Below are 26503 nucleotides of genomic sequence, written 5' to 3'. Positions count from 1 at the left end.
AAAGCGAGGAAATAATAATGAAAATGAAAGAAACATTACAGTTGGGAAAAACAGCTTTTCCAATGCGTGGGAATTTACCAAATCGTGAGGTAGAATGGCAAAAGGATTGGGAAGAGCAAAAAATCTATGAAAAACGTCAAGAATTAAACGAAGGAAAACCAACTTTTGTTCTTCATGATGGACCACCATATGCGAATGGAAATATCCATTTGGGTCATTCATTAAACAAAATCAGTAAAGATATCATTATCCGTTCAAAATCCATGTCAGGATTCCGTTCACCTTATGTTCCAGGCTGGGATACACATGGCTTGCCTATCGAGCAAGTACTGACAAATAAAGGGATCAAAAGAAAAGAAATGACTTTAGCTGAATATCGTGAAAAATGTGAAGAATATGCACGTTCACAAGTTGATACACAACGTGCGGATTTCAAACGTTTAGGTGTTGCTGGAGATTGGGAAAATCCATATGTTACGCTAGATCCGACTTATGAAGCAGCTGAAATTCGTGTGTTTGGAAAAATGGCTGAAAAAGGTTATATCTATAAAGGTTTAAAACCAATTTACTGGTCTCCATCAAGTGAGTCCTCATTGGCGGAAGCTGAGATTGAATATAAAGATGTTAAATCTGCGTCTATTTATGTAGCTTTTAAAGTAGTTGATGGCAAAGGAATTTTAGATACGGATACATCATTTGTAATCTGGACGACAACTCCGTGGACATTTCCTGCAAACTTGGGCATTTCTGTAAATCCTATTTACCAATATGTTGTTGTCAAAGCTTATGGTAAAAAATACGTTGTTGCTAAAGACCTTTTAGACACAGTTAAAGAAGCGATCGGCTGGGATGAAGTTGAAGTTCTTGAGACGATTTCTGGTAAAGATATGGAATACATGACAGCACAACATCCATTTTATGATCGTACATCTTTAGTTATGTTAGGAGATCATGTAACATTAGATGCTGGTACTGGGCTTGTTCATACGGCGCCAGGACATGGTGAAGATGACTATATCGTAGGTAAAAAATATAATTTAGATGTTCTTTCACCTGTGGATAATCGTGGTGTATTTACGGATGAAGCGCCTGGCTTTGAAGGTGTCTTCTATGATAAAGCGAACCCAATGATCACTGCTTTATTGGATGAAAAAGATGCGTTATTAAAATTGGACTTCTTTACACATAGTTATCCACACGATTGGCGTACAAAGAAACCGGTCATTTATCGTGCAACACCACAGTGGTTTGCATCAATCGATGATTTCCGCCAAAATATCTTAGATGAAGTTGAAAAAGTTGATTGGATTCTTCCTTGGGGAAAAACACGCCTTTACAATATGATTCGTGACCGTGGTGATTGGGTTATTTCTCGTCAACGCGCTTGGGGTGTACCATTACCTATTTTCTATGCTGAAAATGGTGAAGCAATCATTACACCAGAAACAATTGAACATGTCGCAAATTTATTTGCTGAACATGGATCAAACATCTGGTTCAAACGTGAGGCAAAAGAGTTATTACCAGAAGGATTTACACATCCAGGCTCTCCTAATGGTGCGTTTACAAAAGAAAATGACATTATGGATGTTTGGTTTGATTCTGGTTCATCTCATGAAGCTGTTTTACGTGAGCGCCCAGAACTGACTTTCCCAGCTGATATGTATCTAGAAGGCTCTGATCAGTACCGAGGCTGGTTTAATTCAAGTATTACGACAAGTGTAGCCATCAATGGTGTGGCGCCTTATAAAGCAGTTTTATCTCAAGGATTTACATTGGATGGTGAAGGCCGTAAAATGAGTAAATCATTGGGGAACACAATTTTACCGGATAAAGTGATCAAACAAATGGGTGCAGATATTTTACGTTTGTGGGTAAGTAGTGTGGATTATGAAGCAGATGTACGTGTTTCAATGGATATCTTAAATCAAGTTTCTGAAGTTTACCGTAAAATCCGTAATACGATGCGTTTCTTATTAGCAAATACAAGTGATTTTGAGCCTAAAGAACATACAGTTGCTTATGAAGAGTTGCGTTCTGTAGATAAATATATGGTCGTTCGCTTAAATCAAGTGATTCAAGAAATTCGTGAAAAGGGTTATGAGAAATACAATTTCATGCAAATTTATCGCTCAGTGATGAATTTCTTAACCGTTGATTTATCCTCATTCTATCTAGATTTTGCTAAAGATGTTGTTTACATTGAGGCAGAAAATGACTATCAACGACGTTGCATGCAAACTGTGTTCTACCAAATTGCCGTTGCATTAACAAAACTATTGACTCCAATCATTCCGCATACATCTGAAGAAATCTGGAGCTTCTTAAAAGAAGATGAGGACTATGTCCAATTATCTGAATTTCCAGGTTATGAAGAATTTGCTAATCAACAAGAGTTATTAGACACTTGGGCAGCGTTTATGGACTTTAGAGATAATGTGTTAAAAGCTCTAGAGGAAGCGCGTAATTCTAAATTGATCGGGAAGTCATTGGAAGCTAAAGTAACGGTTTATCCTAATGAACAAATTCATGCATTGCTAAAAGCTGTGGATGCTGATATCGCACAATTATTGATTGTTTCTGACTTTGAGATAGCTGCTTTAACTGCTGTCGTTCCTGAAAATGTTGAAAAATTTGATGATATGTCTATCCTTGTAGAAAAAGCAGCCGGCGAAACATGTGACCGTTGTCGGGCAGTCCGCACTGATGTTGGTAAAGATGAAAAATTACCACACTTATGTGGACGTTGTGCCAAAATTGTTGAAGAAAATTATCCTGATGCAGTGGCTGAGGGGTTTGAAGAATAGTAAAGAAAAAAGGTCTCTGGAAAAATTCCGGAGACCTTTTTATACGTATGATTAAAAATACTATTCTAATTTTCCACGTTCCCGATACCAAATATCTGGCTGCCAATCCCAAGTGAAATTATCTTGAGCGAGTAATTCAAAGGCAGCATCAGGACCCATTGAGCCGGCTGCATAATTAGGAAAGTCAACAGATGTCTTATCCCAAGCGTGACGAATAATATCAACAATACGCCATGATTGAGCCACTTCATCCCAATGCGAGAAGTTTGTACCATCACCATTCAAACTATCTAATAATAGTTTTTCATAGGCTTCTGGACTATTTCCTGTTGTTTCTGCGCTATGACGGTAGTCTAATTTTACAGGCGTTGTTGTAAAGCTTTGCCCGATTTCTTTACCGTTTAATGTCATAGAGAAACCTTCTGTTGGTTGGATGTAAATGGTTAGGACATTTGGCGGCAAATCTGTTTTTTCACCACATTTATCGATATCATCTTTAAAGACATTGACTGGTACTTGTTTGAAGACGATATTGATACGTGTTCCTTTTTCTGTTAAACGTTTGCCAGTACGAATGTAAAATGGAACACCTGACCAGCGGAAATTATCGATTAAGAATTTACCAGCAACAAAAGTTTCGGTTTGAGATAGTTCATCGACATTAGGTTCTTCACGGTAACCAATAAATTCTTGATCATCTAATTTCCCTGCACCATATTGCCCGCGCACGAAATTTTCTAATGCTTCTTTTTCCGAATAAAGACGGATAGCTTGTAAAGCTTTAACTTTTTCTGCACGAATTTCAGCTTCTGAAAAAGCAACAGGTGGCTCCATCGCTAATAATGCCACAACTTGTAAGATGTGATTTTGGACCATGTCTTTTAATGCACCGCTATGTTCATAATAACCACCACGGTCTTCAACACCAAGGCTTTCAGCAAATGTGATCTGAACATTATCGATGTAACGGTTATTCCATTGTGATTCGAAAATGTTATTCGCAAAGCGAATAGCAGAAATATTTTGAATCATTTCTTTTCCTAAGTAGTGATCGATTCTAAAAATATCTTTTTCAGGAAAAACGGCACGGATTTCTTCATTTAATTGATAGGCTGACTTATAATCCGAACCAAATGGTTTCTCGATGACTAAGCGATCGAAACCTGTGTCTGTTAATATCTCCTGTGATTTTAAGTGTTGTACGATCGTACCGAAAAATTGTGGCGCCATGGCTAAGTAATAAATATGGTTACCACCTAATTCGTATTTATCGTTTAAAGTATCGGATAATTTTTTTAGGGTATCATAGTGCTCAGAGTCATTGACATTATGAGACTGATAATAGAAGTGGCTTGAAAATGCTTCAGCTTCTTCAGCTGTTGGATTTAAATCTTGGATCGTCTCACGGACAATCTCACGATAATGATCATCAGACCATTCTCTTCTTGCAGTACCGATCACCGCAAAGTGTTCAGCCAAATTTCCCTTGCGATATAAACGGAACAAAGAAGGATAAAGTTTTCTTTTTGCTAAATCACCAGTACCGCCAAATATAGTAAATAGAGCGATCTTTTCGTTCATTTCATTTCCCCGCTTTCTTAGTGGAGGCTGGAACAAAATATTTGTACCTGCCTTTTCATTTCTTATAAGATATCAACAAAAATCGTACTTGCTGCTTTATAGCTGATTGCTAACTTTTTGTTTTCACTACTGATACTGATTGGTCCTTCATAAGCGGCAATTTCATCAATAGTGTATTCTTCATGGATTTGCAGATCGATCGAGACTAGATAATCTAGTAATTCTTTTTCATCTAGTACACGAGCAATACGAATCTTAGTTCCAACAGGATAGTCAGTTAAGGTTTGGCGTTTTTCTTCATGTACAGGTTGATCATCATCAGGTATAACCCCACCATGAGGACAAAAGTTGGGTTTATTCAAATAGTCAGACAATCGATTTGCTAATGTTTGAGAGGTAACGTGTTCTAAAACTTCAGCTTCATCATGAACTTCATTCCATGAGTAGTTTAAATGTTCAACTAAAAATACTTCCCATAATCGATGTTTGCGAATGAGTGTACTTGCTTTTTTTAACCCTACTTCTGTTAGCTGAACGCCTTGATAAGGTGAATGTTCAACCAGTTTTTCTTTTACCAACTTTGAAATCATCTCGCTGACAGATGCAGCGGAGACATCTAAGCCAGAAACGATTTGTTTATTGTTGATTTTATTTTCATCGCCACCTAATTCAAAAATCAGTTTTAGGTAGTCTTCACGATTCGGGGTCATATAGTTCATCCTTTCAAAGAAGCCATCAAGATAAGTTTATCAGAAAATTGTTTTTTTGACCATTTAATAATTTGTTAATCTTAAAAAAAATGGCTGTTTTATTTTCTGAACTTGAATTAGGCAAACAAACGTACAATTGATAACGTTTTCTGGGAAGTATGACTTTAAAACGTATGATAAAATCAGGAAATCTATGTTAGTCTAAAATAAATTGTTAAAATAAAATTAGAATTTCTAAATCGCTAAAAAAGGCTTTTTAGCTTAAATACAACAAAATAACTATTGCTTATTTTTTAAATAATCTTTAAACTAATAAGTAAGAAAAAATAAAGGGGTTTTAGAATGAAAGTACCAGGAATATGGAAAGGTTTTGGTTGTTTTTTAATTGTCGTGCCACTGATGGGACTATTTAATTTACTGAAATTGAGTGTGAAATTTGGTTTTGACGATATTTATGCTATTTTAGGTATATTTATGTGGTTCAGTTTACTTAGTGTACTCTTTTCTATCAGTGTCGGTGTATTATTGATTAGAGGAAGTATTTGGGGGTATCATTTAAGTAAAGTTTTACTGGCTATCACAGTCATTAATGGGATTTTTCTGATGTTCGATTTTGATCCAGCAACTTTTTACCCGCTACTCCTTAGATTCATCCTTCTCTACAAATTGATTTATTCAAAGACAACCAATTTATATTTGTCAGAGTTAAGATATAATGCGAACAAAATAATGTTATAAATCTATCAAAAGCATGCTGTGACGCTAGACGTCTTAGTATGCTTTTTATTTAAGTTCAGAAGAAGACTTTTGATAGTACTTTGCATTATAATAAAAGTATCATTTTCAAGGAGCGAACAAGACGTGAAACAAACCCACTATATTTTATCAATAGATCAAGGAACAACGAGTTCAAGAGCGATTATTTTTAATCATGAAGGCCAAGAAATTGCTAAAGCACAAAAAGAATTTACCCAATATTTTCCAAATCCCGGCTGGGTGGAACACGATGCGAACGAGATTTGGAGTTCTGTCCAATCTGTTATCGCAGATGTACTGATCGAGTCAAAACTAAAGCCAATTCAAATCAAAGCAATTGGGATTACAAATCAGCGTGAAACAACGGTTGTTTGGGATAAATATACAGGCGAACCAATTCATCGTGCCATCGTTTGGCAATCAAAGCAAACAAATGAAATAGCCAATGAACTGAAGGAAAAAGGTCATCAAGATTTTATTCAAAAACGAACGGGGCTGATCATCGATTCTTATTTTTCTGCAACTAAGGTCAAATGGTTGCTGGAACATGTTGCGGGTGCTAAAGAAAAAGCCCAAACGGGGCAATTATTGTTCGGTACGATCGATACCTGGTTGTTATGGAAATTAACTGGTGGCAAAGTTCATAAGACAGACTACACCAATGCCAGTCGGACGATGTTGTTTAATATCCATTCATTGGATTGGGATCAGGAAATTTTAGATGTTTTGGCTATTCCTCGAATAATGTTGCCAGAAGTTTGCTCAAATGCAGAGATATATGGATTTACTGAAGACTATCATTTTTACGGAGAGAATATTCCGATTGCGGCAATGGCAGGTGATCAGCAAGCTGCGCTTTTTGGTCAGGCTGCTTTTGAAAAAGGAATGGTCAAAAATACGTATGGCACAGGCGCATTCATTGTAATGAACACAGGAGAACAAGCTATTTTGTCTGAGAACGGGTTATTGACAACAATTGGTTATGGCCTAGATGGTAAAATCAATTATGCTTTAGAAGGCAGTATTTTTGTCGCTGGATCAGCTGTTCAGTGGTTGCGAGATGGGTTAAAACTAATCGAAAACGCAGAAGAGTCAGAAGGTCTAGCAAACCAAGTCGTCGATTCGGATGGTGTTTATGTAGTACCAGCATTTACTGGTCTTGGAGCGCCGTATTGGGATCAAGATGCTAGGGGCGCAGTCTTTGGTTTAACAAGAGGAACAACAAAGGAACATCTGATTCGCGCGACACTAGAATCGATTGCCTATCAAACTGCAGATGTGATCAAAACGATGGAAAATGATTCTAAAATTGATATCAAATTATTAAGAGCAGATGGTGGCGCGTCAAAAAATGATCTGTTGATGCAATTTCAAGCTGATATCATCAATAAACCAGTTGAAGCAGCAGACTTTTCTGAAACAACAGCTTTAGGTGTAGCCTATTTAGCTGGCTTAGCCGTTGGTTTTTGGAAAGACTTGTCTGAGATAAAAGCATTTATACATCACGGAAAGCACTTTGAGCCTCAAATCAGCGATGAAAAGAGACATGCATTATATAGCGGCTGGAAAAGAGCAGTATACGCCACGATGGCTTTTAAAAGTACAGACTGACTCTCAATAAGTGAAGTAAGGAGGAAGAGAATGGACTATCGACCCAAAGTTTGGCAAGACTGTGAAACTAATTACCAAGAATTTGCTCCTGATTTACGTTTGCGTTCATATATACAATCTTTTTGGTATAGTTACGTAGCACCCTCAGCTGCACCCAGCAGAATTATTCCAGATTTATGCTCAGATGTAATCATTCAATTAAGTCCTGAATTAGCTATTTTGAGAATTGATATTTACGGTCCGAGTACACGGTTTTTTTATTCTTATTCAAAACAGCCGACGATTTATTTTGGAATCCGATATTATTTGGGTGGTATGTATCCTTTTTTTGATCAATCGTTTAAAGGGTTGAAGGATCAGTCGTTTGACTTAACGTTACTAGAAAAAAGAATGGCCGTTGATTTGATGGATAAACTTTCTGGGAAAAATTCTCTTAGTGCATTTATTGAGAGTGCAAATAACTATTTTTTAGAACGTTTGAATCGTTTGTCTTCTAAAAAAGTTTCAGTACCCATTCAAACGTTTATTGAAAATCATCATCATGTGGCTACATATGCCGAATACACAAGTAACAATTCTTTATCTGAGCGAAGTTTACAACGACTATTTAGAGAAGAAACGGGTCTTTCTCCCTATGAAGCATTCGATGTCCTACGCTACTGGGAACTGATCAGTCAGCCAACGGTCAATCATCTGGATTTAGCCTTAAAATATGGATTTTTTGACTAAGCTCATTATACTCGGAAATTAAAAAAAATGACGGGATTAACACCTCAAGCAATTCGTCGGCATGTCGGAATTTTACAAGACAAGAATTGAACAGCTGAGTATAATAGAGAAAAAGAATGGAGGGCATCACGATGAAATTGGATATGATCGGAATCATTGTTGAGTCGATGGACCAAGCAATTTTGTTCTACGAACGTTTAGGATTTAAAGCTGCAGGAGAAAAAAATGCTGCGTATGTAGAGCTAAATAATGAAGGAATACGCATTTCATTAAATACAAAAAAAATGATTGAAGGAATTTATGGCTATCTACCAAAAAGTGACGGTGATAAAATTGAATTGGCTTTTCTATGTGATTCTCCTGTAGAAATCGATCAAGTATGTGAAAAAATGAAAGGCTTTGGCTATGAGATTTTTCGAGAACCGTGGCACGCATTTTGGGGACAGTATTATGCAATCATCAAAGATCCAGATGGGAATTTGTTGAGTTTATTTTGTAATGAGCAGAAAGGATAAAGGGATGAACGATAAAGTCCAGTATTTAAAAAATGAAGCAAAAAAATGGCCAGGAGCAACAGTTGAATATCGGGAAGATTGGGATTGCGATTATTTTGGGGTCGAAAAGAAATGTTTTTGTATGCTTGGAACAAATAAAACGGGTGATTTGGTGATGACAGTCAAAGGGGATCCAGAAGAAAATGAATTATTACGCGAGCAATATTCGGACGTAGTTCCAGGCTATTATGCAAATAAAACACATTGGAATTCTTTTTTATTAGAAAATTCATCATTTACAGACGAACAGTTAGCTGTTTTCTTAAAAAGATCGTATGAACTAGTATTAAAAAAATTACCGAAAAAAATACAAATGAAGTATAGTTGATTAGCCTCAAGGAATCCGAATAAACGGTGGGAACAGAAGCAACTCTTTCTGAAATAAACGCTTCTGTCCCAACTTCATTTTTCTCGAATTAACCTTGGTGTAGATAAAAATTAAGCAAGGTGATGATCCACAAATGTGCTGGATAAAATACATAAAATAAATATTTAAAGAATGGATTAGCACTTCCTCTTTTACCATTATATAAATGGATAAAAGGAAGTACCGTAATAAATAAAAACTCAGGGTTACCCTCAAGTTGCAATTTGATTGCTTCGAAAGAATAGTTAGATAATCCAAGAATAGGCATTATAAGCAAAAAAATAGCAAAAATCAGATAGGAAATGTCTCGCTTTTTAGCATTGTCTCTGAAGAAATAACTCAACAACATAAATGGAATAACAACAAATCCTCCTTCAGTAGGTATCAAACCAAGTAAAACGGCTAATATCAAAATGATTGCTAGAATAATTGTTGAAATTTTAAAGAAAGGTTTTTTCACATTTTTTGAAAAATCAATCAGCAATAAAATAGTCACACCAACAGCAAGCGTTAGAAAAATATTGTTGTATGAAAAATACATCGGATCTTTGATGATCAGTGTGTTGAGCAATGTATTACCGATAAACATGATTGTGGCCCAGCCGTAAAGACGAAGCAGATAGTTTTTTCGATTTTTTGTATAATGGACCCCTTCAACTGCCATAAAAGCAAAGAATACAGCAACACAGCGTGTTACCATGTGAATTGGTACCCTAAATTGTGGTGGTAACAATGGAACAAGATGATCAAGTAGCATCAAGCCCATCATCATTAATTTTAATAGATTTCCGTTCATTTCATTCTCCTAGTAAGTGTTATTTTTGTCACTTTTTACAGTATAAAAAAAATAACGCTTTTTGGCGTGGGATTCAACGAACAAATGCCTTACAAAAGTGAGAGTAAGTGGTAAGGTGATTAGTTAATCGAGATATTCACTTTTGCTACGATAAAAATCAAAAACCGATTTTGCGTAAATATATGGAATGAATTCATTTTGAGCTAGCAGGTTAAAATATTCTTCTTCAGTTATCCATTTCATTTCACTGACTTCTTCTTTTTGTAAATGCAATTCTTCCAGTTTTATATCTTTTGAAACAACATAAATCTCATCCCAACCTTCTTCGAATGAGACAGTCAAACGACTAGGTATATCGCTTAAATCGATGAGTATCCCAGTCTCTTCTTGCAGTTCACGTTCAGCCGCTTGGTATAATTCTTCTCCTTGTATAACAGCACCACTAGCAGTATAATCCCACCAGTTTGCCCATGATTTTTTGGTAGATTGTCGTTTTTGTATCAGTAATTCATCAGAACGATTAAAGATGAGTACTGTGACGACAAAGCGATAGTGATTATTAGAAAATGGACTGTCACGCAGCTGTTTTTTTCCAGTTTTCTTTTTTGTTGAAGTATAAATATCCATGTATTCCATCTAAAATTACCCCCTTTAATATAATAGTTGACATGAAAAAAATGGAAATGACAGAAGTTGGATTGTAACATATTTTACATTATCTTATCAAACGGAATTAAATTTGCATCTATTCTCTTTAGTGCGGAGTTACGCTGAGCTTGCATAGGTTGGTCAACTAAATAATAAAGGAGAAAAAGATACTATTATTTTATGGGATATTTTTGCTGTTGATGGGTGGATGCACGATGAACAATAGTGCAGAGTCAAAATCTAACAATACGTCAGCCACGAGTGTTTCCAAGAGAAAAGTAGTAAGTAATCAGATAGATGTATCAAATTTCCTATGAAAACTATTGACTAAATGTCTATTTCATGATAAGTTATTTAGAAATATATGAGAATTAAATGAAAGAACGATGATCAGAATAGTAAATGAACTGATTTATTTTAGAGAGTTTCCGGTAGCTGCAAGGAAATAATGAGTCGTCATTGAACACGCCTGTAAGTTGTTTTTCTGAAATACGATCTTTAGTGTAACGAAGTTTATGTTCGTATTCTAAATAGTAGTAGGAAAAATCGGAGAGCCCGTTATCACTCCTTAGTTTATCTAACTAACAGAGGCTTTTACTGCGAAGTAAAAGTAAATCTGAGGTGGGACCACGTGAAAAAATTTCTCGTCCTCTTGGCTTATTTGCCAAGGGGACGTTTTTTATTCTTTTTTTAATTAGAACGGAACGGATTGCATTACGCTCCTTCTTTGAAAGATAGTGAGTAAAAGTACAAAATGTGTCAAATTGTGATGTTGTTAGTAAAACCCAAGGAGGGAACCTAATGAAATGGAATCGGAGTTTACCATCAGGAACAAAAGATAAGTTATTTAGAGAAGCAAATGGTGCCTATCAGTTAGAAAAGCAAGTCAATTCTATTGTCAATAAAAGAGGCTATCAACGAATCGATACGCCAGTTATAGAGTTTGAAGATGTTTTTTACAGTGAAGACAAAAATGAAAAAGAATTGTATCGTTTTTTTGATAAACAGGGACGGTTGCTTGTATTACGTCCTGATATGACGATGCCAATCGGCCGTGTGATTGCAACAACGGGAATTCAACCGCCACTTAAATTATCTTATAGTGGAAAAGTCTTTCGCTCAAACGATGATATGTTAGGAGAACAAAATGAACTGACTCAAGCTGGAATTGAATTGATCGGTTACTCTTCTTTAAAAGCAGAAGTCGAATGTATCACGTGTGCGGTTGAAATTTTAGATGCACTGAATATACCTAACTTTCATTTTGAATTAGGACATGCACAAATTTTCCGACTCATTGTGTCATCACTAGGACTAACTAACGCAGAAAAAGTAGAACTACAACTCTATTTTAATAATAAAAGCTTGACGGATCTCAAACGATTTGTAGCGAAATATCCAAGTGAATTAGATGATTTTATTTGTGCGATTCCAAGGCTATTTGGTGAAGCGGATGAAGTATTACCACAGGCAAAAGCATTATTGCCAAATGACGCGCATATCATGAAAATTATTGATGAATTAGAGACGCTAATAAATAGCATAAAGACATACCATCAAGATGTTTCTTTGACGGTAGACTTAGGCTTAGTAGCTCTGATGGATTATTATACAGGTGTTTTATTCAGTGGCTATGCCGATTTAGTTCCAGATATTTTTTTACGAGGTGGACGATATGATCATTTGGTGGAACAATTTGGTCATCCAATGATTCCAGCTGTGGGATTAGGAATCAATTTAGATACGCTGGTGACTTTACAATATCAGCTCAATAAACTCGCTTATTTAGATCAGCCCTCGACACTGGTTCATAGTACCTTAGCGGACTTGGCAAAAGCAGAATCGCTTGTAAAAGAGAATGCTGATTATCAATTGTCCTTATTTGAAACAGTGGGAGAAGCCTTGGCGTATGCAGAAAAATGGCATTATCAGCAGATTATCGAGGTAACACAAGATAAAAGACGTGTGATAAAGGTAGGGGATAAAACATGACTCAATTGACCATTGCATTGACGAAAGGACGCTTAGAAAAACAAACATTAGCACTATTTGAACAAGCGGGCATTGATGTTTCATTTATGCAGGATAAGCAGCGAAAACTGATTTTTACTAGTCCGGATCATCGGTTTACATTTCTTTTGGTAAAGGCTGCTGATGTGACAACGTATGTGCGGCATGGTGTGGCTGACCTTGGAATCGTAGGAAAAGACGTACTGATTGAGCATCCTTTTGGCTATTATGAAATGCTTGATCTGAAGATTGGCGTATGTAAATTTTCGGTTGCTTCCACAGAAAATTATCAGCCAGATGATTATAAAAGAAAACGAATTGCAACAAAGTACCCAACCGTTGCATCAGAACATTTTCGTAAAAAAGGTGAAGATGTAGAAATTATCAAAATTGAAGGATCTGTGGAAATTGCTCCTGTTTTAGGGTTGGCGGATGCAATTGTCGATATTGTGGAAACAGGAACAACTTTGAAAGAAAATGGTTTAGAAATTTTTGAAGATATTTGTTCCATTTCAGCGCGAGTAATTGTAAATAAAGCGAGGTTAAAAAGAAAACGTCAAGCAATATTTCAACTGTTTGATGAATTAGAGTCTGTGATTGAAAGGGGAGAAGACACATGAAATGGTTGACAGGAGAAACGTCTGAGATCTTAAAAGCTATAGAAGCTAGTGCTCAAGTGACCCAAGAAGACAATCAGCAAGTAGAAGAACAAGTTCGTAAGATTATTCAACAAGTGATCGAAAATGGGGATCAAGCGTTAAAAGACTATTCTGAAAAATTCGATCAAGTTAAATTACACGAGTTATCACTCTCGAAAGAAACAATCGATTTAGGATACCAACGCGTAGAAAAAGAAGTCATCAAAGCTTTAGAGAAAGCAAAGGAAAACATTGTCAGTTATCATGAAAAACAAAAACAATATGATTTTATGGATACGGAAAAATTAGGTGTGTTACGTGGACAGCTGGTGTTACCATTGGCTCGTGTGGGTGTTTATGTACCAGGTGGGACAGCAGCCTATCCCTCTTCTGTCTTGATGAATGTTCTGCCGGCAAAAATCGCTGGTGTTAGAGAAATTGTTATGGTCACACCACCTTCTATCAATGGTATACCAGATGTAATATTGGCAGCTGCAAAAATTGCAGGAGTGGATAAAATTTTTCAGATAGGTGGAGCGCAAGGCATTGCAGCACTTGCCTATGGCACTGAAACTGTGCCAAAAGTAGACAAGATTGTGGGACCAGGAAATATTTATGTGGCAACAGCTAAAAAACAAGTATTTGGTTCAGTAGGGATCGATATGATCGCAGGGCCTTCTGAGATTGGGATTTTAGCAGATGATGCAGCTGATCCGACTTATATCGCAGCTGATCTATTGTCTCAAGCTGAACATGATACACTTGCTAGAGTGATATTAGTGACCACTTCAGCTAAACTTGCAGAGCAAGTCGAAAAAGAAATTTATCAACAATTACAAACTTTACCGCGTAAAGAAATCGCAGAAAAAGCCATTGAAAACCATGGACTGATCATCATCGCCTCAACAGTTGACGCAATGTTTACAATCATGAATGAGATTGCTCCAGAGCATTTAGAAGTACAAATGGCTAATCCAATCAGTTATCTACATGAAATAAAAAACGCTGGATCGATTTTTTTGGGCGAGTATGCGTCAGAACCTGTAGGAGATTATTTTTCAGGAACGAATCATGTATTGCCGACAAGTGGCACGGCAAAATTTTATTCACCATTGGGCGTTTATGATTTTGTGAAGTATAGTCAAGTAACCTATTATACAAAAGAAGCCTTGGCAGATGCGAAAGAGTCGATCGCTCTTTTAGCAAGAAAAGAAGGACTAGAAGCACATGCTAGAGCAGTTGAATGTCGTTTTGACTAGTGTTATAAAATAGATTTTTTTACAGGAGGGAAAATAATGAGAACAGCCACTTTAAAAAGAAAAACGGCAGAAACAATCATTGAATTAAGCATTGATTTAGATCGACAAGAGCCAGTCACGATTGAAACAGGAGTTGGTTTTTTTGATCATATGCTGATTTTATTTGCGCGTCACAGTCGTATTTCGTTGGAAGTAAAAGTTGAGGGTGATTTACAAGTAGACAGTCATCATACGGTGGAAGATGTTGGAATCGTGTTAGGTCAATGTATTCGAGAAGCTTTAGGGGATAAAGTCGGAATCAATCGATATGGGACTAGTTTTGTGCCAATGGACGAATCTTTGGGGATGGCTTCACTTGATTTAAGTGGTCGATCTTATTTAGTTTTTGATGCAGCATTTGATAATCCCAAGCTTGGTGATTTTGACACAGAATTGACAGAAGAATTTTTTCAAGCATTTGCGTTTAACGCACAAATGAATCTTCATTTAAAGATTTTACATGGGAAAAATACCCATCATAAAATAGAAGCATTGTTTAAAGCAACGGGACGAGCGCTGAGAGAAGCTATTACTGAAAATCCATTGATTCAAGGGGTCAATTCCACGAAAGGAATTCTGTAGATGATTATTATCATTGATTATGATACTGGAAATACTCGCAATGTCCAAAAGGCATTAGATTATGTAGGTTTAACAAATAAAATTTCGGCTGATCCTACGGAAATTCGAGCGGCAGATGGAGTTATTCTACCAGGTGTAGGGGCTTTTTCCTTAGCGATGAAAGAATTAAATAAACGTGGCTTAGTCAAGGTCATCCAAGAAATAGCTCAAAAAGGGACGCCCATTTTAGGGGTTTGTCTAGGGATGCAATTACTTTTAGAAGGGAGTATGGAAAATGGCTTTACAGAAGGTTTAGGCTTAATTGAAGGGATTTGTGAAAAATTACCGGATGATCCTGATTTACCCGTTCCTCATATGGGCTGGAACCAACTACTCGTAACAAATGAAACACCACTAACGAAGGCTATAGATGGAGAGTATGTCTATTTTGTCCATTCTTATTATGTGGATTGTGCACCTGATGTGATTGATGCGCTTGCACAGTATTCTATTAAAATACCCGCAATGATCTCAAAAGGAACTATTTACGGAACGCAGTTTCATCCTGAAAAAAGTAGTGAAACCGGTTTGAAACTATTAAGAGGATTTAAGGAGGCGGTGGAGCATGCACGTTTTACCAGCGATTGATATTAGAGAAGGAAAAGCAGTTCGATTGATTCAAGGTGACTTTCTGCAAAAAACGATTGTCAACAATGATCCAGTGGCACAAGCAAAGGAATTTAAAGAGGCCGGTATTCAGATGATGCACGTCGTTGATTTAGATGGCGCGTTGATGGGAGAAGCGTCCAATGCAGAGTTGATCGAGCAGATGAAACAGTCGACTGGCTTAAAAATCGAAGTTGGCGGAGGCATTCGCACATTGGAGCAAATAGATGAGTATGTGGCGCTTGGAATCGATCGGATCATTATCGGTTCAGCAGCTTTGAGAAATCCAGAATTAGTCAAAGAAGCAGTCCGAAAACATGGGGAGAAAATTGCTGTTGGTATTGATGCTAAGAATGGGAAAGTGGCTATTAGCGGCTGGTTGGATGTTAGTGAAACAGACTATTTACAAATGGCTAAGGAAATGGCATTGATTGGAGTCAAGACAATTATTTATACAGATATCGCCAAAGATGGAACCTTGACTGGTCCAACATTTGAAGATTACGTAAGATTATTAGCCGTTGTACCAGATGTTCAAATTATTGCTTCTGGCGGCGTCAGCACTAAATCTGACTTAGTAAAATTAGCTGATTTAGGTTTATATGGTGCAATCGTAGGGAAAGCTTTTTATAATGGTGCAATCACTTTAGCAGACATGTTGGAGGTAGAAAAAAATGCTGACTAAACGTATTATTCCATGTTTAGATGTAACCGACGGACGAGTTGTCAAAGGGATTAATTTTATTGATCTACAAGATGTTGGAGATCCAGTAGAAATAGCACGAGCGTACAATGAACAAGGTGCTGATGAGCTGGTTTTCTTAGATATCACCGCTACAAGTGACGATCGTGAGACGATGATCGAAGTCGTCGAACGAACAGCGTCAGAAGTATTCATTCCTTTGACAGTAGGTGGAGGTATTCGGACAGTTTCAGACATAAAAAAAATGCTACAAGCAGGTGCTGATAAAATCTCCCTTAATTCTGCTGCGATAAAACAACCAGAATTGATCAGAGAAGGTGCTGAAAAATTTGGTTCACAGTGTATAGTTATTGCAATCGATGCGAAGCGAACGGGTGACTCTTGGCATGTTTTTGTTAAAGGTGGGCGTGAAGATACTGGATTAGATGCGATAGATTGGGCTGAAAAAGCTGTATCTTTAGGAGCAGGAGAGATTTTGCTGACCAGCATGGACGCGGATGGCACAAAAAATGGTTATGATCTTGCCTTAAATCAAGCAATAAGCACAGCCGTAAATGTTCCTGTAATAGCATCAGGAGGTTGCGGAAGTGCAGCTGATATTGTAGAAGTCTTTGAGCAGACAAAGGTAAGCGCAGCTTTGGCTGCAAGTATTTTCCATTATGGAGAAGTAAAAATCCCAGATCTGAAAAAAGCATTAGCACTCAAAGGAATGGAGGTACGTCAATGAAACCCGATTTTACAAAAGGATTACTGCCAGCAATTATTATAGAAGACAAAACGAATGAAGTTTTGATGCTTGCTTATATGAACGAGCAAAGTTATGAAAAAACACTTAAAACAGGTACTACCTGGTTTTATTCCCGTTCTCGTCAACAATTATGGAATAAAGGCGAAACGAGTGGTAATAGTCAAAAAGTTAAAAGAATTGTCACTGATTGTGACAAAGATACACTCTTAATCACAGTCGAACAAACAGGACACGCATGTCACACTGGTGAACATAGTTGTTTTTTTAATGTAATTATTTGATTGATACAAAGGAGGTAAAGGAATGATCGAAAAACTGTATGAAGAACTATTGGCTCGTAAAGAAGAACCCAAAGAAGGTTCTTATACCACTTACTTGTTTGACCAAGGCTTAGACAAAATTTTAAAAAAAGTCGGAGAAGAGGCTACAGAAGTAATTATTGCAGCTAAAAATGATCAAACAGAACTGATTAGTGAAACTTCTGATCTGATTTATCATATGTTGGTTTTGCTAGTAGAAAAAGATATTTCTTTAGAAGCAATTGAGACTGAATTAAAGAAACGAGAAGGAAAACTCAGTAAAATAACAGGACGTAAAAAAATTGATGAGCTGTAAAAAACAAAAAAAGCGATCCCTTTATAGAAATCGGGGGATCGCTTCTTTTAATTTTCAGTTGGACAGTCTAAAGAATCTGTTGCTTCTAAAACGTAAGTAGCATCATCTGCTTCATCATATAAAGAAGCAGGTTTGCCATTCAGACATTGAACGATCAAATGATACCCATATTCATCTTGAGCTACTAATCGTTTGCTGGTCAATTCGACTAACATATAGCTTAAATTTTTACCGTCAATAATAATTTGTAAATCATCTTCGATTTTTAAAGTATGTTGTGTGGCTTTTAGCTTATTCACGAACCACCAACTACCTAAATAACGTTTATATAAATTAGGAATGTCGATATCAGGCTGCTGCTTTTCCTGTTTCTTTTTCAAAAATAATGATCCAGCAATTCCTGTAATGAGTGATGCACCCAAAAATAATGACCAATGTTTTTTCATACTATCATTCTCCTCTAATTCAATGATAGCACGAAATTAAAAAACAAACTATTCGAAAATCTCATCCTATAAAAAAATTTAATGAACTTAAAACTATTTTTTGGCTAAGTGTATGTTCCACTTGATTTTTCTGTTATGGAAATAGAGTATTGTTTAAAAAGTTTGACGATGCTTTTTAAACCAAAATATGGTATTGTTTTGATGAAAGGGTGTTACAATGATTACATATCCGAACGTGCAGATAGCACATTTTATTGATAGACCTAATCGTTTTATTGCAACGTGTCGCCTGAAAGAAACAGGTGAAATGGTAACGGTTCACGTAAAGAATACTGGGCGATGTAAAGAACTATTATATCCAGAAGTTGAGGTTGCGTTGTCGTATCAACCTTCTCCAAAGAGAAAGACAGCGTATGATCTAATTGCTGTCAAAAAAGGGAGTGCTTGGTTTAACATCGATAGTCAAATTCCAAATACATTAGCGGCTCAAGCAATCCAAAAGGGTACGATTATTTTACCGGGCTTAAAAGGTGAAATACTTTCGGTAAAAAGAGAAAAACGTTTTGCACGATCTCAATTTGATATACTAGTGGAAACGGATAGCGGCACCCAAGCTTTTGTTGAAGTAAAAGGAATGACTTTAGAAAATCATGCAATAGGTGCATTTCCTGACGCCCCAACACTGCGTGGATTGAAGCACGTGACAGAGTTGATTAGTGCGATGAAAGAAGGCTATCAAAGCTACGTGTTATTTATTGTTCAATTTGAAAAAGTTGAACTAGCAACGATCCACACAGTGATGCAACCAGCTTTAGCACAAATGATTTTATCAGGGCAAAAACAAGGATTAAGCGTCATTGCCTACAATTGTTCTGTTACCCCTGATACAATAGCGATAAAACATCAGATACCATTTGATGTCACAAAAACGTTTAAAGAGCCAAATTCAGAAAGGTGAGGGTAAATATGATTCACTTAGGTATAATTGGAACAAACTGGATTAGTCATCAATTTGTCAAGGCAGCATTGGAAACAAATCGCTATGATTTAACGGCGGTCTATTCACGAAAAGTAGAAACAGCTCAAAAATTTGGTAAAGAATATGGTGATGTTGAATATGCAACTGATTTACCTACATTTTTTGGTATTGAACATATGGACACTGTTTATATCGCTTCGCCTAATTCACTTCATTTTGAACAAGCGAAAGAAGGGATTTTAGCAGGAAAAAATATTATTGTTGAAAAACCTGCCTTCTCTACACCAGAAGAAATGGCAGAAATCATTACGTTAGCAGATCAGCAAAAAGTATTCTTTTTTGAAGCAGCCCGTAATATTCATGAGAAAAGCTTTAAAAAAATTCGCGATTTATTGCCTTTGAAAAATCAAATTATTGGTGCAAACTTTACGTATATGAAATATTCATCTCGTTATGATCAAGTACTTGATGGTCAAGAGCCAAATATCTTTTCACCACATTTTTCAGGAGGCGCTATGGCAGATCTAGGTGTGTATTTAATTTATGCAGCCGTGGGTTGGTTTGGTATGCCAAATGAAAGCCATTATTTTGCAAGAAAAATCCCAACAGACGTAGACGGAATTGGTACGGCGATCTTAAGATATGATTTATTTGATGTAACATTACAGACTGGAAAAAACGCGGATTCTTTCTTAGATTCTGAAATTTATTTTGATGGTGGAACGTTGATTCTAGATAGTGTAAATGCAATTTCCAAAGCAGAATTTCATGATCGCAATCATCAAGAACTTGATATCATTGAACTTACAACGGAAGAAAATCCAATGATCGAAGAAGCCAATGATTTTGCAGATGTACTTGAAAATCCTAATGACCCAACTAATGGTTTACGTTACGAAGAATGGGTAGAATTATCCCGTAATGTAAATAAAGTTGTAACAACATTAAGAAAAAGTGCCGGTATCATTTTTGATGCGGATAAAGATAAACAGGTTTAATGAGGAAAGGACTATTATGACAATAATCAACCATTTACCAGAAGCTTGGCAAAAACATTGGCAAGCTTCTGGTTTTAGCGAGCCATCAATGATTCAGCAAAAAAGTTTTCAGCCTTTAAAGGAAAAAGAAAATGTTTTAGGTATCTCGCCAACAGGTTCAGGTAAAACGTTGGCTTATGTATTACCATTACTTTTAAATATAGAAAAAAATCAGGGCAGTCAGTTATTGATTTTGGCACCTTCACAAGAATTAGCAGTTCAAATCAGCCAAGTTGTTCGGGATTGGTCAGCATTACTTGAATTGAAGACCCAAAGCTTGATTGGGGGCGCAAACGTCGGTCGTCAAATCGAAAAATTAAAAAAGAAACCAGAAATTTTGGTAGGAACACCAGGTCGTGTATTAGAATTGATCAAAACAAAGAAAATAAAAAGCCATTTATTACAGACTATTGTCATGGACGAAGTCGATCAACTGTTTCATGAAAAAGAATTAAATTTAACGAAGCAGATCCTAGCAAGTGCACCAACAGATTTTCAATTAGTTTTTTATTCAGCAACGGCCGATCGAGTAGTAGAAGAAGCGCAAAAATTAATCGATCAGTTGACAATAATCGATGTAACGGATGAAGATCAGTCTGGTGGCGTTGTACAGCATTATTACATGGCTCTGTCCCCTAGAAAAAAAAGTGAGTATTTAAGAAGTTTAGCTTATACACCAAATTTTCGGGCGATGGTTTTCTTTAATCAAGTCGTTGATTTAGGTTCAGTAGAAGAAAAATTAATTTATGAAAAATTGAATGTGGTCGGATTAGCCTCAGATCAGAATAAAACTTTACGCAAATTAGCCATTGATCAATTCTCTAAAAAAAGAGCAGTTATGCTTTTAACAACAGATATTGCTGCAAGAGGATTAGATTTTGAAGCAATTCCCTTCGTTGTGAATGCTGAAGTTCCATTATCAGAAGAAAGTTATATTCATCGAGCAGGGCGCGTTGGCCGAATGGGTGCGTCAGGTTCGGTCATTACATTTGTCAATGATGCCACTAAGAGAGACTATCAACGATTAATGAAGAAAATAGATCGATCTTTTCAAGAAATTTTTCTATACGATGGTGCGATCCACTTGACCAGAAAAGAAAAAAGTTTAACTGAAGAAAAAACGACATCTTCAAGTCCGACAGCTAAAAAAGAACCGATAACAAAACAACCATCAGCTAAAAAGACAGCAAAACCAAAAAATCGTCCCAAAAAGACTAAAAATAAAGGGGCTAGGCGGAAATCGTCTAAAACAGAGTAATAAAAATGTAAGAACGTCATGATTTAAGGAGGCTATCCATGAGATCTAGAAAAGACGAGATTTTAGCAGTTTTAGAATCAAAGAATCAAGGAATGACGGCGGCAGATGTCGCAAGTGAGCTGGCAATCGATCGTAGTAATGCCAGTCGTTATTTAAGTGAATTGTTCAAAGAACACAAGATCCTTAAAAGTGATGGCCGTCCAGTTATCTATTCAGTTGTGACAGAAGAAGACAAAGTACATGTGGATAGCTCCAGTGAGGTAACATTTGATAACTTGGTCGGAGCCAATGATTCATTAAAGGTTAGTATCCAACAAGCAAAAGCGGCTATTTTATATCCGCCACGAGGCTTACATACCATTATTTTCGGGGAGACTGGAACTGGGAAATCACTATTTGCTGAATGTATGTATCATTTTGCAGTTGATTCTAAGACTTTAGCAGCAGATGCTCCTTTTGTTTCTTTTAACTGTGCTGATTATGCTCAGAACCCTCAATTGCTTTTTGGGCATATTTTTGGGGTCAAAAAAGGAGCGTATACCGGTGCAAATGAAGATAGTCCAGGGTTGATGTCAAAGGCTGATGGAGGGATTCTTTTCCTTGATGAAATTCATCGTTTACCGCCAGAAGGTCAAGAAATGCTTTTCACATTCATTGATAAAGGGATCTATCGACCATTGGGGGAAAGCGGGCAGACCTATGAAGCATCCGTTCAAATTATTGGAGCGACGACAGAATCATCTGAAAGTTTCTTAACAACATTCAATCGCAGGATTCCAATGGCAATTACCTTACCATCATTAGATGCCCGTTCACTAGACGAACGTTATGACATCATTTCTTTATTTATCAAGCAAGAAGCAAACCGTTTAAATCAACGAATCGATATTAAAAGAGAAGCGATCCTTGCATTTATGTTATACGATGCAGAGGGAAATATCGGACAAGTGAAACGGGATTTAAAACTTGTATGCGCTAAATCTTTTCTCCATTACCGCACACATGACGAGTCTAGTTTAGTCATCCAAAAACGAGATTTGCCTTTGCAAGTACAAAAAGGGTTATTAAAAATCAAAGAAGTTTCTGATCGTTTAGATCGATTTGTTGATAGTAAAAGTAATTATTTGAGCTTTGAACCAGGAACAAATGAAGTTGTCTGGTCGCAAGATCCAGCCCGTGATATGCAAGTCTACAATGAAATCGAAGAAAAAGTGGCAAACTTATCAGCAAATGAGCTAGAAAACGTTAATTTAGAACAACTGATCTCAAGCGATATGGATGCCTATTTCCAAACATATGTTGATGAATTGACGCAAAATCCTGTACACAAAGAGTTATTGCCGGAACCAATTTGGAAACTGACAGATCATTTATATGATATAGCAGAAAAAAGATTAGAGCGTAAGTATAACGAAAAAGCCCGTTTTGCCTTTGCCTTACACTTACAAAGTACAATTGATCGAGTAAAAGACGGACACATCATCATTCATCCTAACTTAAATAATGTCCGAAAGAAAATGAAAAAAGAATTTCAAGTAGCGATGGATTTATCTGCCATTATCGAAGAGGAAAACAATATCGAAATTCCTTTTGATGAAATTGGATTTATCAGTATGTTTTTATCGATCAATGTTGGAAGTGTTGAAAAAGTCCATGCCAATAATGTTGGCGTAGTTGTTTTGATGCATGGTGATTCCACTGCTTCAAGTATGCTTAAAACAGCACAAGAGTTACTTGGAACACAAACAGGCGTAGCTATGAACATGCCACTTACAATGGAAGTTCAAGCTATGTATGAGCAGTTAAAGAAATTTGTTTTAAGTCATCGTGAAAAATTATTGAATGGTATGTTACTTTTAACGGATATGGGTTCTTTGAATTCTTTTGGAAATCTGATTTTTGAAGAAACAGGAGTCCGGACGAAAGCAATCACAATGACGAGTACGATGATTGTTTTAGAAGCGATTCGGATGGCTAGTGTGGGACGAAGTTTAGAAGATATCTATCAAAACATCCAAATGTCTTTTGAAAGCATTATCAGAGAACAGTTTCGTACGAGTCCTCAAAATCGCGAAGATGTAAAAAAGGCAGTAGTTGTCACTTGTTTCACCGGTGAAGGCGTTGCAGCCAAATTATATCAACGAATTTTACCTGTAATAGATGAAAACAAAGTAGAAATCATCCAAATGCAGTTTTTAGAGCGTGAAGCATTTAAAAAACATATTGATAGTTTGATGGAAGAGTATGAAATCAAGGCCATAGCTGGAACTGTTGATGTAGAATACCAGAACATTCCATTCTTTTCAGCCTATGACATCTTTGATGATGAAAAATTAAATGTTTTGAAGCGGATTGCTGGCGATGAAGTGCCAACGGAAAAAATTGTGAAATCATTAGGTGGAACGATCACAGCGGTGGATTCATTACAAAAATTAATCGTTTTACTGCAAAAAACAGTCCATCAAATCCAAACGGATATGCATATTATTGTAGAACCAGGTGTTGATGCAGGAATCGTGATCCACTTAGCATTCTTGGTAGAGGCTATTTTAAAAGGGGAGAAATCAAAAGAATTTGAAGAGCTTCCAGAATTTATGAAAAAGAACCGTCTAGAAACAGATGTTACGAGAACAAATTTGATGGTCATCGAAAAAGCCTACCGTATGGTCTTTAGCGAGTCGGATATCGCACATTTAACGCAACTGTTTTTGGACAATAGAATCAAATTAAGTACAGAAAACAAACAAAAGTAATTAGTGTGTAATTTTAAAAACAATAGTGTGTACACAATTTGTATAGACCAAAACCGTATCATTACAAGGTTTTGGTCTATATATTTTTTGGCACGCTTCTTGCTTTATATAAAAGTGTAAATACAACAAAAATAAAAGGAGTGGCAAAAATGGCTAAAAAAACAATTATGTTAGTATGTTCAGCAGGGATGAGTACAAGTTTATTAGTAACAAAAATGCAAAAAGCAGCAGAAGATCGTGGAATGGAAGCAGATATCTTTGCAGTATCGGCATCTGATGCAGATAATAACTTAGAAGCGAAAGATGTAAACGTATTATTGCTAGGTCCACAAGTTCGTTTTATGAAATCACAGTTCGAACAAAAACTAGCACCTAAAGGAATTCCATTCGACGTAATCAATATGTCAGACTACGGTATGATGAACGGCGAAAAAGTATTAGATCAAGCAATTGCTTTGATGGAAAAATAACCAAATAAGAATAAAAAATGAATGGAGTTTTCGGATATGGAAGAGCAACAAAATTTAGAAGCAATTATGGGATTGATCATGTATGGAGGTAACGCTAAAAGCGATGCGATGGAAGCGATTGCTGCAGCGAAAAAGGGAGATTTTGAATTAGCAGACCAAAAAATTGCTGATGCTGAGGAATCTTTAGTTCAAGCACACCATTCTCAAACAGGAATGTTGACACAAGAAGCACAAGGGAACCATATTCAAGTAACGTTATTGACAGTTCATAGTCAAGATCACTTAATGACATCAATCGCGTTTACTGATTTAGCAAAAGAAATCATCGATCTTTATCGTCGCATGGATAATGAATAAGAAAAAAAAGAAAATCGACCGTCTAGTCAACTAGACGGTCATAATCATCGATTTGAAGAGCTTCAATGCTTTTTAGATAAATATTGTCAAGGGGGATTTATAAGAAATGGACGGATTTGTTCAATGGATGGAAAAGCATTTTATGCCAAAAGCATCAGTAATTGCGGCTCAACGCCACTTAGTAGCAATACGTGACGCGTTTGTCGTTACGATGCCATTAATGATTTTAGGAGCATTAGCGGTACTGATTAACAATTTACCAATACCTGGATTTCCAGAATTGATGGATAAATTATTTCCAATGATCGTCAATGATGCACCGATTTGGAAAAGTTTCGGTGGAAATATTTGGAATGGAACATTCGCGATTTTTTCAATTTTAGTTGCATTTTTAGTAGCGTATAATTTAGTAAAATCTTACGGTAAAGATGGAATTGCAGCAGGAACAGTTTCAGTGGCTTCATTCTTTGCAGTTGGCGGATTAAGCGGAACAGATGCTACAGGATTATTTATTGCTTTAGTTATTGCACTTATTTCAGGAGAAATGTTCCAAAGATTAGTTGGAAACGATAAATTAGTCATCAAAATGCCGGATGGTGTTCCACCAGCAGTTGCTAAATCATTTGCAGCATTATTACCTGCAATGATCACAATCAGTTTCTTTAGTTTGATTACATCAATTTTATTTGGATTTGGGATTGATAACATCGTAGTATCCTTCTACGAAGCTGTTCAAAAACCATTTATGGGACTAGCAAATAGTTACCCATCTGCGTTACTATTAGCATTTATCACACCGTTTTTATGGTTCTTTGGATTACATGGTGCGAATATGGTCGATCCATTGATGCAAACGATCAATGTACCAGCGATCGATGCAAATATCAAAGCATTAGAAGCAGGAGAAAAAATTCCTTATATTGTGAATAAACCTTTCTTTGATTCATTTGTAAACTTAGGTGGAACAGGTGCTACGTTAGGACTATTGATTGCTATCTTTATAGTAGGACGTAAAAATAAACCATTTAAAGTCATTACAAACTTAAGTTTGGCACCTGGTATTTTTAATATTAATGAACCAGTTATGTTTGGACTACCGATCGTATTGAATCCGATTATGTTTATTCCGTTTATCATTACACCAATGGTTCTTGTAACAACAGCCTATATTGCAACTTCAATAGGTTGGGTTCCAGCAGCAACCTTTATGCCACCTTGGGTAACACCGCCGATTATTGGTGGATTCTTGGCAACGAAGAGCATCGCAGGCGGTGTGTTGGCTGCAGTGAACTTGGTGATTTCTGTGTTGATCTATATTCCATTTGTTAAAGTGGCAACCGATCAATTCTTAAAACAAGAATTAGCAGCACAAGCGCAAGAAGAAAAAATTCAAGCTTAATAAATA

At 36.5% G+C, this 26503-nt stretch carries 27 protein-coding genes and 1 other annotated feature; of the genes, 22 read left to right on the top strand and 5 right to left on the bottom strand.

From position 1 onward, the window contains the following. The first annotated feature begins 17 nt into the window (after nt 1-17). Entirely contained in the window at nt 18-2807 is a 2790-nt protein-coding gene (gene ileS, locus IGI43_RS06755) for an isoleucine--tRNA ligase (RefSeq protein ID WP_438757058.1), read from the top strand. Nucleotides 2808-2867: 60 nt separating this feature from the next. On the opposite strand, the gene zwf is transcribed toward ileS, so the two are convergent. Further along, complete coding sequence (gene zwf, locus IGI43_RS06750) at nt 2868-4388, bottom strand: glucose-6-phosphate dehydrogenase (RefSeq protein ID WP_438757057.1); 1521 nt, start codon at nt 4386-4388, stop codon at nt 2868-2870. A 62-nt stretch (nt 4389-4450) separates the two neighbouring features. Next, nucleotides 4451-5098: a metal-dependent transcriptional regulator gene (locus tag IGI43_RS06745; protein WP_438757056.1), complete on the bottom strand. Its 648-nt coding sequence runs from the start codon at nt 5096-5098 to the stop codon at nt 4451-4453. Nucleotides 5099-5440: 342 nt separating this feature from the next. Here IGI43_RS06745 and IGI43_RS06740 point away from each other — a divergent pair, with 342 nt between their 5' ends. The 5 genes from IGI43_RS06740 (at nt 5441) to IGI43_RS06720 (ending at nt 9076) form a co-directional block, all read left to right on the top strand. Further along, on the top strand, nt 5441-5836 hold the full coding sequence (locus IGI43_RS06740; RefSeq protein ID WP_438757055.1) for a hypothetical protein: 396 nt from the start codon (nt 5441-5443) through the stop codon (nt 5834-5836). A 123-nt stretch (nt 5837-5959) separates the two neighbouring features. Next, nucleotides 5960-7465, top strand: a complete 1506-nt coding sequence (glpK, locus tag IGI43_RS06735; RefSeq protein WP_438757054.1) for a glycerol kinase GlpK — start codon at nt 5960-5962, stop codon at nt 7463-7465. Nucleotides 7466-7495: 30 nt separating this feature from the next. Further along, nucleotides 7496-8194 (top strand): DUF6597 domain-containing transcriptional factor, encoded by a 699-nt coding sequence (locus tag IGI43_RS06730; RefSeq protein WP_438757053.1) that lies wholly within the window; start codon nt 7496-7498, stop codon nt 8192-8194. Between the two features lie 131 nt (nt 8195-8325). After that, complete coding sequence (locus IGI43_RS06725; RefSeq protein ID WP_438757052.1) at nt 8326-8709, top strand: VOC family protein; 384 nt, start codon at nt 8326-8328, stop codon at nt 8707-8709. 4 nt (nt 8710-8713) lie between these two features. Next, complete coding sequence (locus IGI43_RS06720; protein WP_438757051.1) at nt 8714-9076, top strand: MmcQ/YjbR family DNA-binding protein; 363 nt, start codon at nt 8714-8716, stop codon at nt 9074-9076. Between the two features lie 88 nt (nt 9077-9164). Here IGI43_RS06720 and IGI43_RS06715 read toward each other — a convergent pair whose 3' ends face one another. Then, nucleotides 9165-9911, bottom strand: coding sequence for a TraX family protein (locus tag IGI43_RS06715; protein WP_438757050.1), 747 nt, complete (start codon nt 9909-9911; stop codon nt 9165-9167). Between the two features lie 123 nt (nt 9912-10034). Further along, a complete protein-coding gene (locus tag IGI43_RS06710) occupies nt 10035-10547 on the bottom strand; it encodes an NUDIX hydrolase (RefSeq protein WP_438757048.1) in 513 nt (170 codons plus the stop codon). A gap of 389 nt (nt 10548-10936) precedes the next feature. Then, nucleotides 10937-11214: a binding site (T-box leader), on the top strand. Nucleotides 11215-11360: 146 nt separating this feature from the next. Between IGI43_RS06710 and hisZ the strand changes: the two genes are divergently transcribed. Genes hisZ through hisE form a run of 9 tightly spaced genes read left to right on the top strand, consistent with a single transcriptional unit; the run spans nt 11361 to nt 17798 of the window. Further along, complete coding sequence (hisZ, locus tag IGI43_RS06705) at nt 11361-12551, top strand: ATP phosphoribosyltransferase regulatory subunit (protein WP_438757047.1); 1191 nt, start codon at nt 11361-11363, stop codon at nt 12549-12551. Then, nucleotides 12548-13189 carry an ATP phosphoribosyltransferase gene (hisG, locus tag IGI43_RS06700; protein WP_438757046.1) on the top strand — a complete coding sequence of 214 codons (642 nt, stop codon included), beginning with the start codon at nt 12548-12550 and terminating at the stop codon, nt 13187-13189. The genes hisZ and hisG overlap by 4 nt, the downstream gene beginning before the upstream one ends. Then, nucleotides 13186-14466 (top strand): histidinol dehydrogenase, encoded by a 1281-nt coding sequence (hisD, locus tag IGI43_RS06695; protein ID WP_438757045.1) that lies wholly within the window; start codon nt 13186-13188, stop codon nt 14464-14466. Before hisG ends, hisD begins: the two co-directional genes overlap by 4 nt. A 36-nt stretch (nt 14467-14502) precedes the next feature. After that, the gene (hisB, locus tag IGI43_RS06690; protein WP_438757044.1) at nt 14503-15087 is read left to right on the top strand and encodes an imidazoleglycerol-phosphate dehydratase HisB; all 585 of its coding nucleotides are present in this window, start codon (nt 14503-14505) and stop codon (nt 15085-15087) included. Further along, nucleotides 15088-15714, top strand: a complete 627-nt coding sequence (hisH, locus tag IGI43_RS06685; RefSeq protein ID WP_438757043.1) for an imidazole glycerol phosphate synthase subunit HisH — start codon at nt 15088-15090, stop codon at nt 15712-15714. Then, nucleotides 15692-16417, top strand: coding sequence for a 1-(5-phosphoribosyl)-5-[(5-phosphoribosylamino)methylideneamino]imidazole-4-carboxamide isomerase (gene hisA / locus IGI43_RS06680; RefSeq protein ID WP_438757042.1), 726 nt, complete (start codon nt 15692-15694; stop codon nt 16415-16417). Before hisH ends, hisA begins: the two co-directional genes overlap by 23 nt. Further along, nucleotides 16407-17162, top strand: coding sequence for an imidazole glycerol phosphate synthase subunit HisF (gene hisF, locus IGI43_RS06675; RefSeq protein ID WP_438757041.1), 756 nt, complete (start codon nt 16407-16409; stop codon nt 17160-17162). The genes hisA and hisF overlap by 11 nt, the downstream gene beginning before the upstream one ends. After that, nucleotides 17159-17464 (top strand): phosphoribosyl-AMP cyclohydrolase, encoded by a 306-nt coding sequence (gene hisI, locus IGI43_RS06670; RefSeq protein ID WP_438757040.1) that lies wholly within the window; start codon nt 17159-17161, stop codon nt 17462-17464. The genes hisF and hisI overlap by 4 nt, the downstream gene beginning before the upstream one ends. Nucleotides 17465-17486: 22 nt before the next feature. Further along, nucleotides 17487-17798 carry a phosphoribosyl-ATP diphosphatase gene (gene hisE / locus IGI43_RS06665; RefSeq protein ID WP_438757039.1) on the top strand — a complete coding sequence of 104 codons (312 nt, stop codon included), beginning with the start codon at nt 17487-17489 and terminating at the stop codon, nt 17796-17798. Nucleotides 17799-17845: 47 nt separating this feature from the next. On the opposite strand, the gene IGI43_RS06660 is transcribed toward hisE, so the two are convergent. Further along, nucleotides 17846-18244 carry a DUF4828 domain-containing protein gene (locus tag IGI43_RS06660; protein ID WP_438757038.1) on the bottom strand — a complete coding sequence of 133 codons (399 nt, stop codon included), beginning with the start codon at nt 18242-18244 and terminating at the stop codon, nt 17846-17848. A 220-nt stretch (nt 18245-18464) separates the two neighbouring features. Here IGI43_RS06660 and sfsA point away from each other — a divergent pair, with 220 nt between their 5' ends. The 7 genes from sfsA to IGI43_RS06625 all read left to right on the top strand — a co-directional run bounded on the left by sfsA (nt 18465) and on the right by IGI43_RS06625 (nt 26497). Continuing rightward, nucleotides 18465-19202: a DNA/RNA nuclease SfsA gene (gene sfsA, locus IGI43_RS06655; RefSeq protein ID WP_438758824.1), complete on the top strand. Its 738-nt coding sequence runs from the start codon at nt 18465-18467 to the stop codon at nt 19200-19202. Nucleotides 19203-19210: 8 nt separating this feature from the next. Further along, on the top strand, nt 19211-20221 hold the full coding sequence (locus IGI43_RS06650; RefSeq protein WP_438757037.1) for a Gfo/Idh/MocA family protein: 1011 nt from the start codon (nt 19211-19213) through the stop codon (nt 20219-20221). A gap of 16 nt (nt 20222-20237) precedes the next feature. Next, nucleotides 20238-21518: a DEAD/DEAH box helicase gene (locus IGI43_RS06645; RefSeq protein WP_438757036.1), complete on the top strand. Its 1281-nt coding sequence runs from the start codon at nt 20238-20240 to the stop codon at nt 21516-21518. Nucleotides 21519-21556: 38 nt separating this feature from the next. Beyond that, entirely contained in the window at nt 21557-24271 is a 2715-nt protein-coding gene (locus IGI43_RS06640) for a sigma 54-interacting transcriptional regulator (protein ID WP_438757035.1), read from the top strand. 149 nt (nt 24272-24420) lie between these two features. Then, the gene (locus IGI43_RS06635) at nt 24421-24741 is read left to right on the top strand and encodes a PTS sugar transporter subunit IIB (protein ID WP_438757034.1); all 321 of its coding nucleotides are present in this window, start codon (nt 24421-24423) and stop codon (nt 24739-24741) included. A gap of 36 nt (nt 24742-24777) precedes the next feature. Next, the gene (locus IGI43_RS06630) at nt 24778-25098 is read left to right on the top strand and encodes a PTS lactose/cellobiose transporter subunit IIA (RefSeq protein WP_438757033.1); all 321 of its coding nucleotides are present in this window, start codon (nt 24778-24780) and stop codon (nt 25096-25098) included. 106 nt (nt 25099-25204) lie between these two features. Then, a complete protein-coding gene (locus IGI43_RS06625; RefSeq protein WP_438757032.1) occupies nt 25205-26497 on the top strand; it encodes a PTS sugar transporter subunit IIC in 1293 nt (430 codons plus the stop codon). The last annotated feature ends 6 nt before the right edge of the window (nt 26498-26503 follow it).

Source organism: Enterococcus sp. AZ126 (genome assembly GCF_051714545.1).
In the GTDB taxonomy this organism is placed as follows: Bacteria; Bacillota; Bacilli; order Lactobacillales; family Enterococcaceae; genus Enterococcus_L.
This window is presented reverse-complemented; position numbering and strand designations above follow the sequence as displayed.

What these genes read in the sequence shown, in the direction of transcription:
- ileS (WP_438757058.1), top strand. Translation starts at nt 18, where the DNA reads ATGAAAATGAAAGAAACATTACAGTTGGGAAAAACAGCTTTTCCAATG.
- zwf (WP_438757057.1), bottom strand. Translation starts at nt 4,388, where the DNA reads ATGAACGAAAAGATCGCTCTATTTACTATATTTGGCGGTACTGGTGAT.
- IGI43_RS06745 (WP_438757056.1), bottom strand. Translation starts at nt 5,098, where the DNA reads ATGACCCCGAATCGTGAAGACTACCTAAAACTGATTTTTGAATTAGGT.
- IGI43_RS06740 (WP_438757055.1), top strand. Translation starts at nt 5,441, where the DNA reads ATGAAAGTACCAGGAATATGGAAAGGTTTTGGTTGTTTTTTAATTGTC.
- IGI43_RS06730 (WP_438757053.1), top strand. Translation starts at nt 7,496, where the DNA reads ATGGACTATCGACCCAAAGTTTGGCAAGACTGTGAAACTAATTACCAA.
- IGI43_RS06725 (WP_438757052.1), top strand. Translation starts at nt 8,326, where the DNA reads ATGAAATTGGATATGATCGGAATCATTGTTGAGTCGATGGACCAAGCA.
- IGI43_RS06720 (WP_438757051.1), top strand. Translation starts at nt 8,714, where the DNA reads ATGAACGATAAAGTCCAGTATTTAAAAAATGAAGCAAAAAAATGGCCA.
- IGI43_RS06715 (WP_438757050.1), bottom strand. Translation starts at nt 9,911, where the DNA reads ATGAACGGAAATCTATTAAAATTAATGATGATGGGCTTGATGCTACTT.
- IGI43_RS06710 (WP_438757048.1), bottom strand. Translation starts at nt 10,547, where the DNA reads ATGGAATACATGGATATTTATACTTCAACAAAAAAGAAAACTGGAAAA.
- hisZ (WP_438757047.1), top strand. Translation starts at nt 11,361, where the DNA reads ATGAAATGGAATCGGAGTTTACCATCAGGAACAAAAGATAAGTTATTT.
- hisG (WP_438757046.1), top strand. Translation starts at nt 12,548, where the DNA reads ATGACTCAATTGACCATTGCATTGACGAAAGGACGCTTAGAAAAACAA.
- hisD (WP_438757045.1), top strand. Translation starts at nt 13,186, where the DNA reads ATGAAATGGTTGACAGGAGAAACGTCTGAGATCTTAAAAGCTATAGAA.
- hisB (WP_438757044.1), top strand. Translation starts at nt 14,503, where the DNA reads ATGAGAACAGCCACTTTAAAAAGAAAAACGGCAGAAACAATCATTGAA.
- hisH (WP_438757043.1), top strand. Translation starts at nt 15,088, where the DNA reads ATGATTATTATCATTGATTATGATACTGGAAATACTCGCAATGTCCAA.
- hisA (WP_438757042.1), top strand. Translation starts at nt 15,692, where the DNA reads ATGCACGTTTTACCAGCGATTGATATTAGAGAAGGAAAAGCAGTTCGA.
- hisF (WP_438757041.1), top strand. Translation starts at nt 16,407, where the DNA reads ATGCTGACTAAACGTATTATTCCATGTTTAGATGTAACCGACGGACGA.
- hisI (WP_438757040.1), top strand. Translation starts at nt 17,159, where the DNA reads ATGAAACCCGATTTTACAAAAGGATTACTGCCAGCAATTATTATAGAA.
- hisE (WP_438757039.1), top strand. Translation starts at nt 17,487, where the DNA reads ATGATCGAAAAACTGTATGAAGAACTATTGGCTCGTAAAGAAGAACCC.
- IGI43_RS06660 (WP_438757038.1), bottom strand. Translation starts at nt 18,244, where the DNA reads ATGAAAAAACATTGGTCATTATTTTTGGGTGCATCACTCATTACAGGA.
- IGI43_RS06650 (WP_438757037.1), top strand. Translation starts at nt 19,211, where the DNA reads ATGATTCACTTAGGTATAATTGGAACAAACTGGATTAGTCATCAATTT.
- IGI43_RS06645 (WP_438757036.1), top strand. Translation starts at nt 20,238, where the DNA reads ATGACAATAATCAACCATTTACCAGAAGCTTGGCAAAAACATTGGCAA.
- IGI43_RS06640 (WP_438757035.1), top strand. Translation starts at nt 21,557, where the DNA reads ATGAGATCTAGAAAAGACGAGATTTTAGCAGTTTTAGAATCAAAGAAT.
- IGI43_RS06635 (WP_438757034.1), top strand. Translation starts at nt 24,421, where the DNA reads ATGGCTAAAAAAACAATTATGTTAGTATGTTCAGCAGGGATGAGTACA.
- IGI43_RS06630 (WP_438757033.1), top strand. Translation starts at nt 24,778, where the DNA reads ATGGAAGAGCAACAAAATTTAGAAGCAATTATGGGATTGATCATGTAT.
- IGI43_RS06625 (WP_438757032.1), top strand. Translation starts at nt 25,205, where the DNA reads ATGGACGGATTTGTTCAATGGATGGAAAAGCATTTTATGCCAAAAGCA.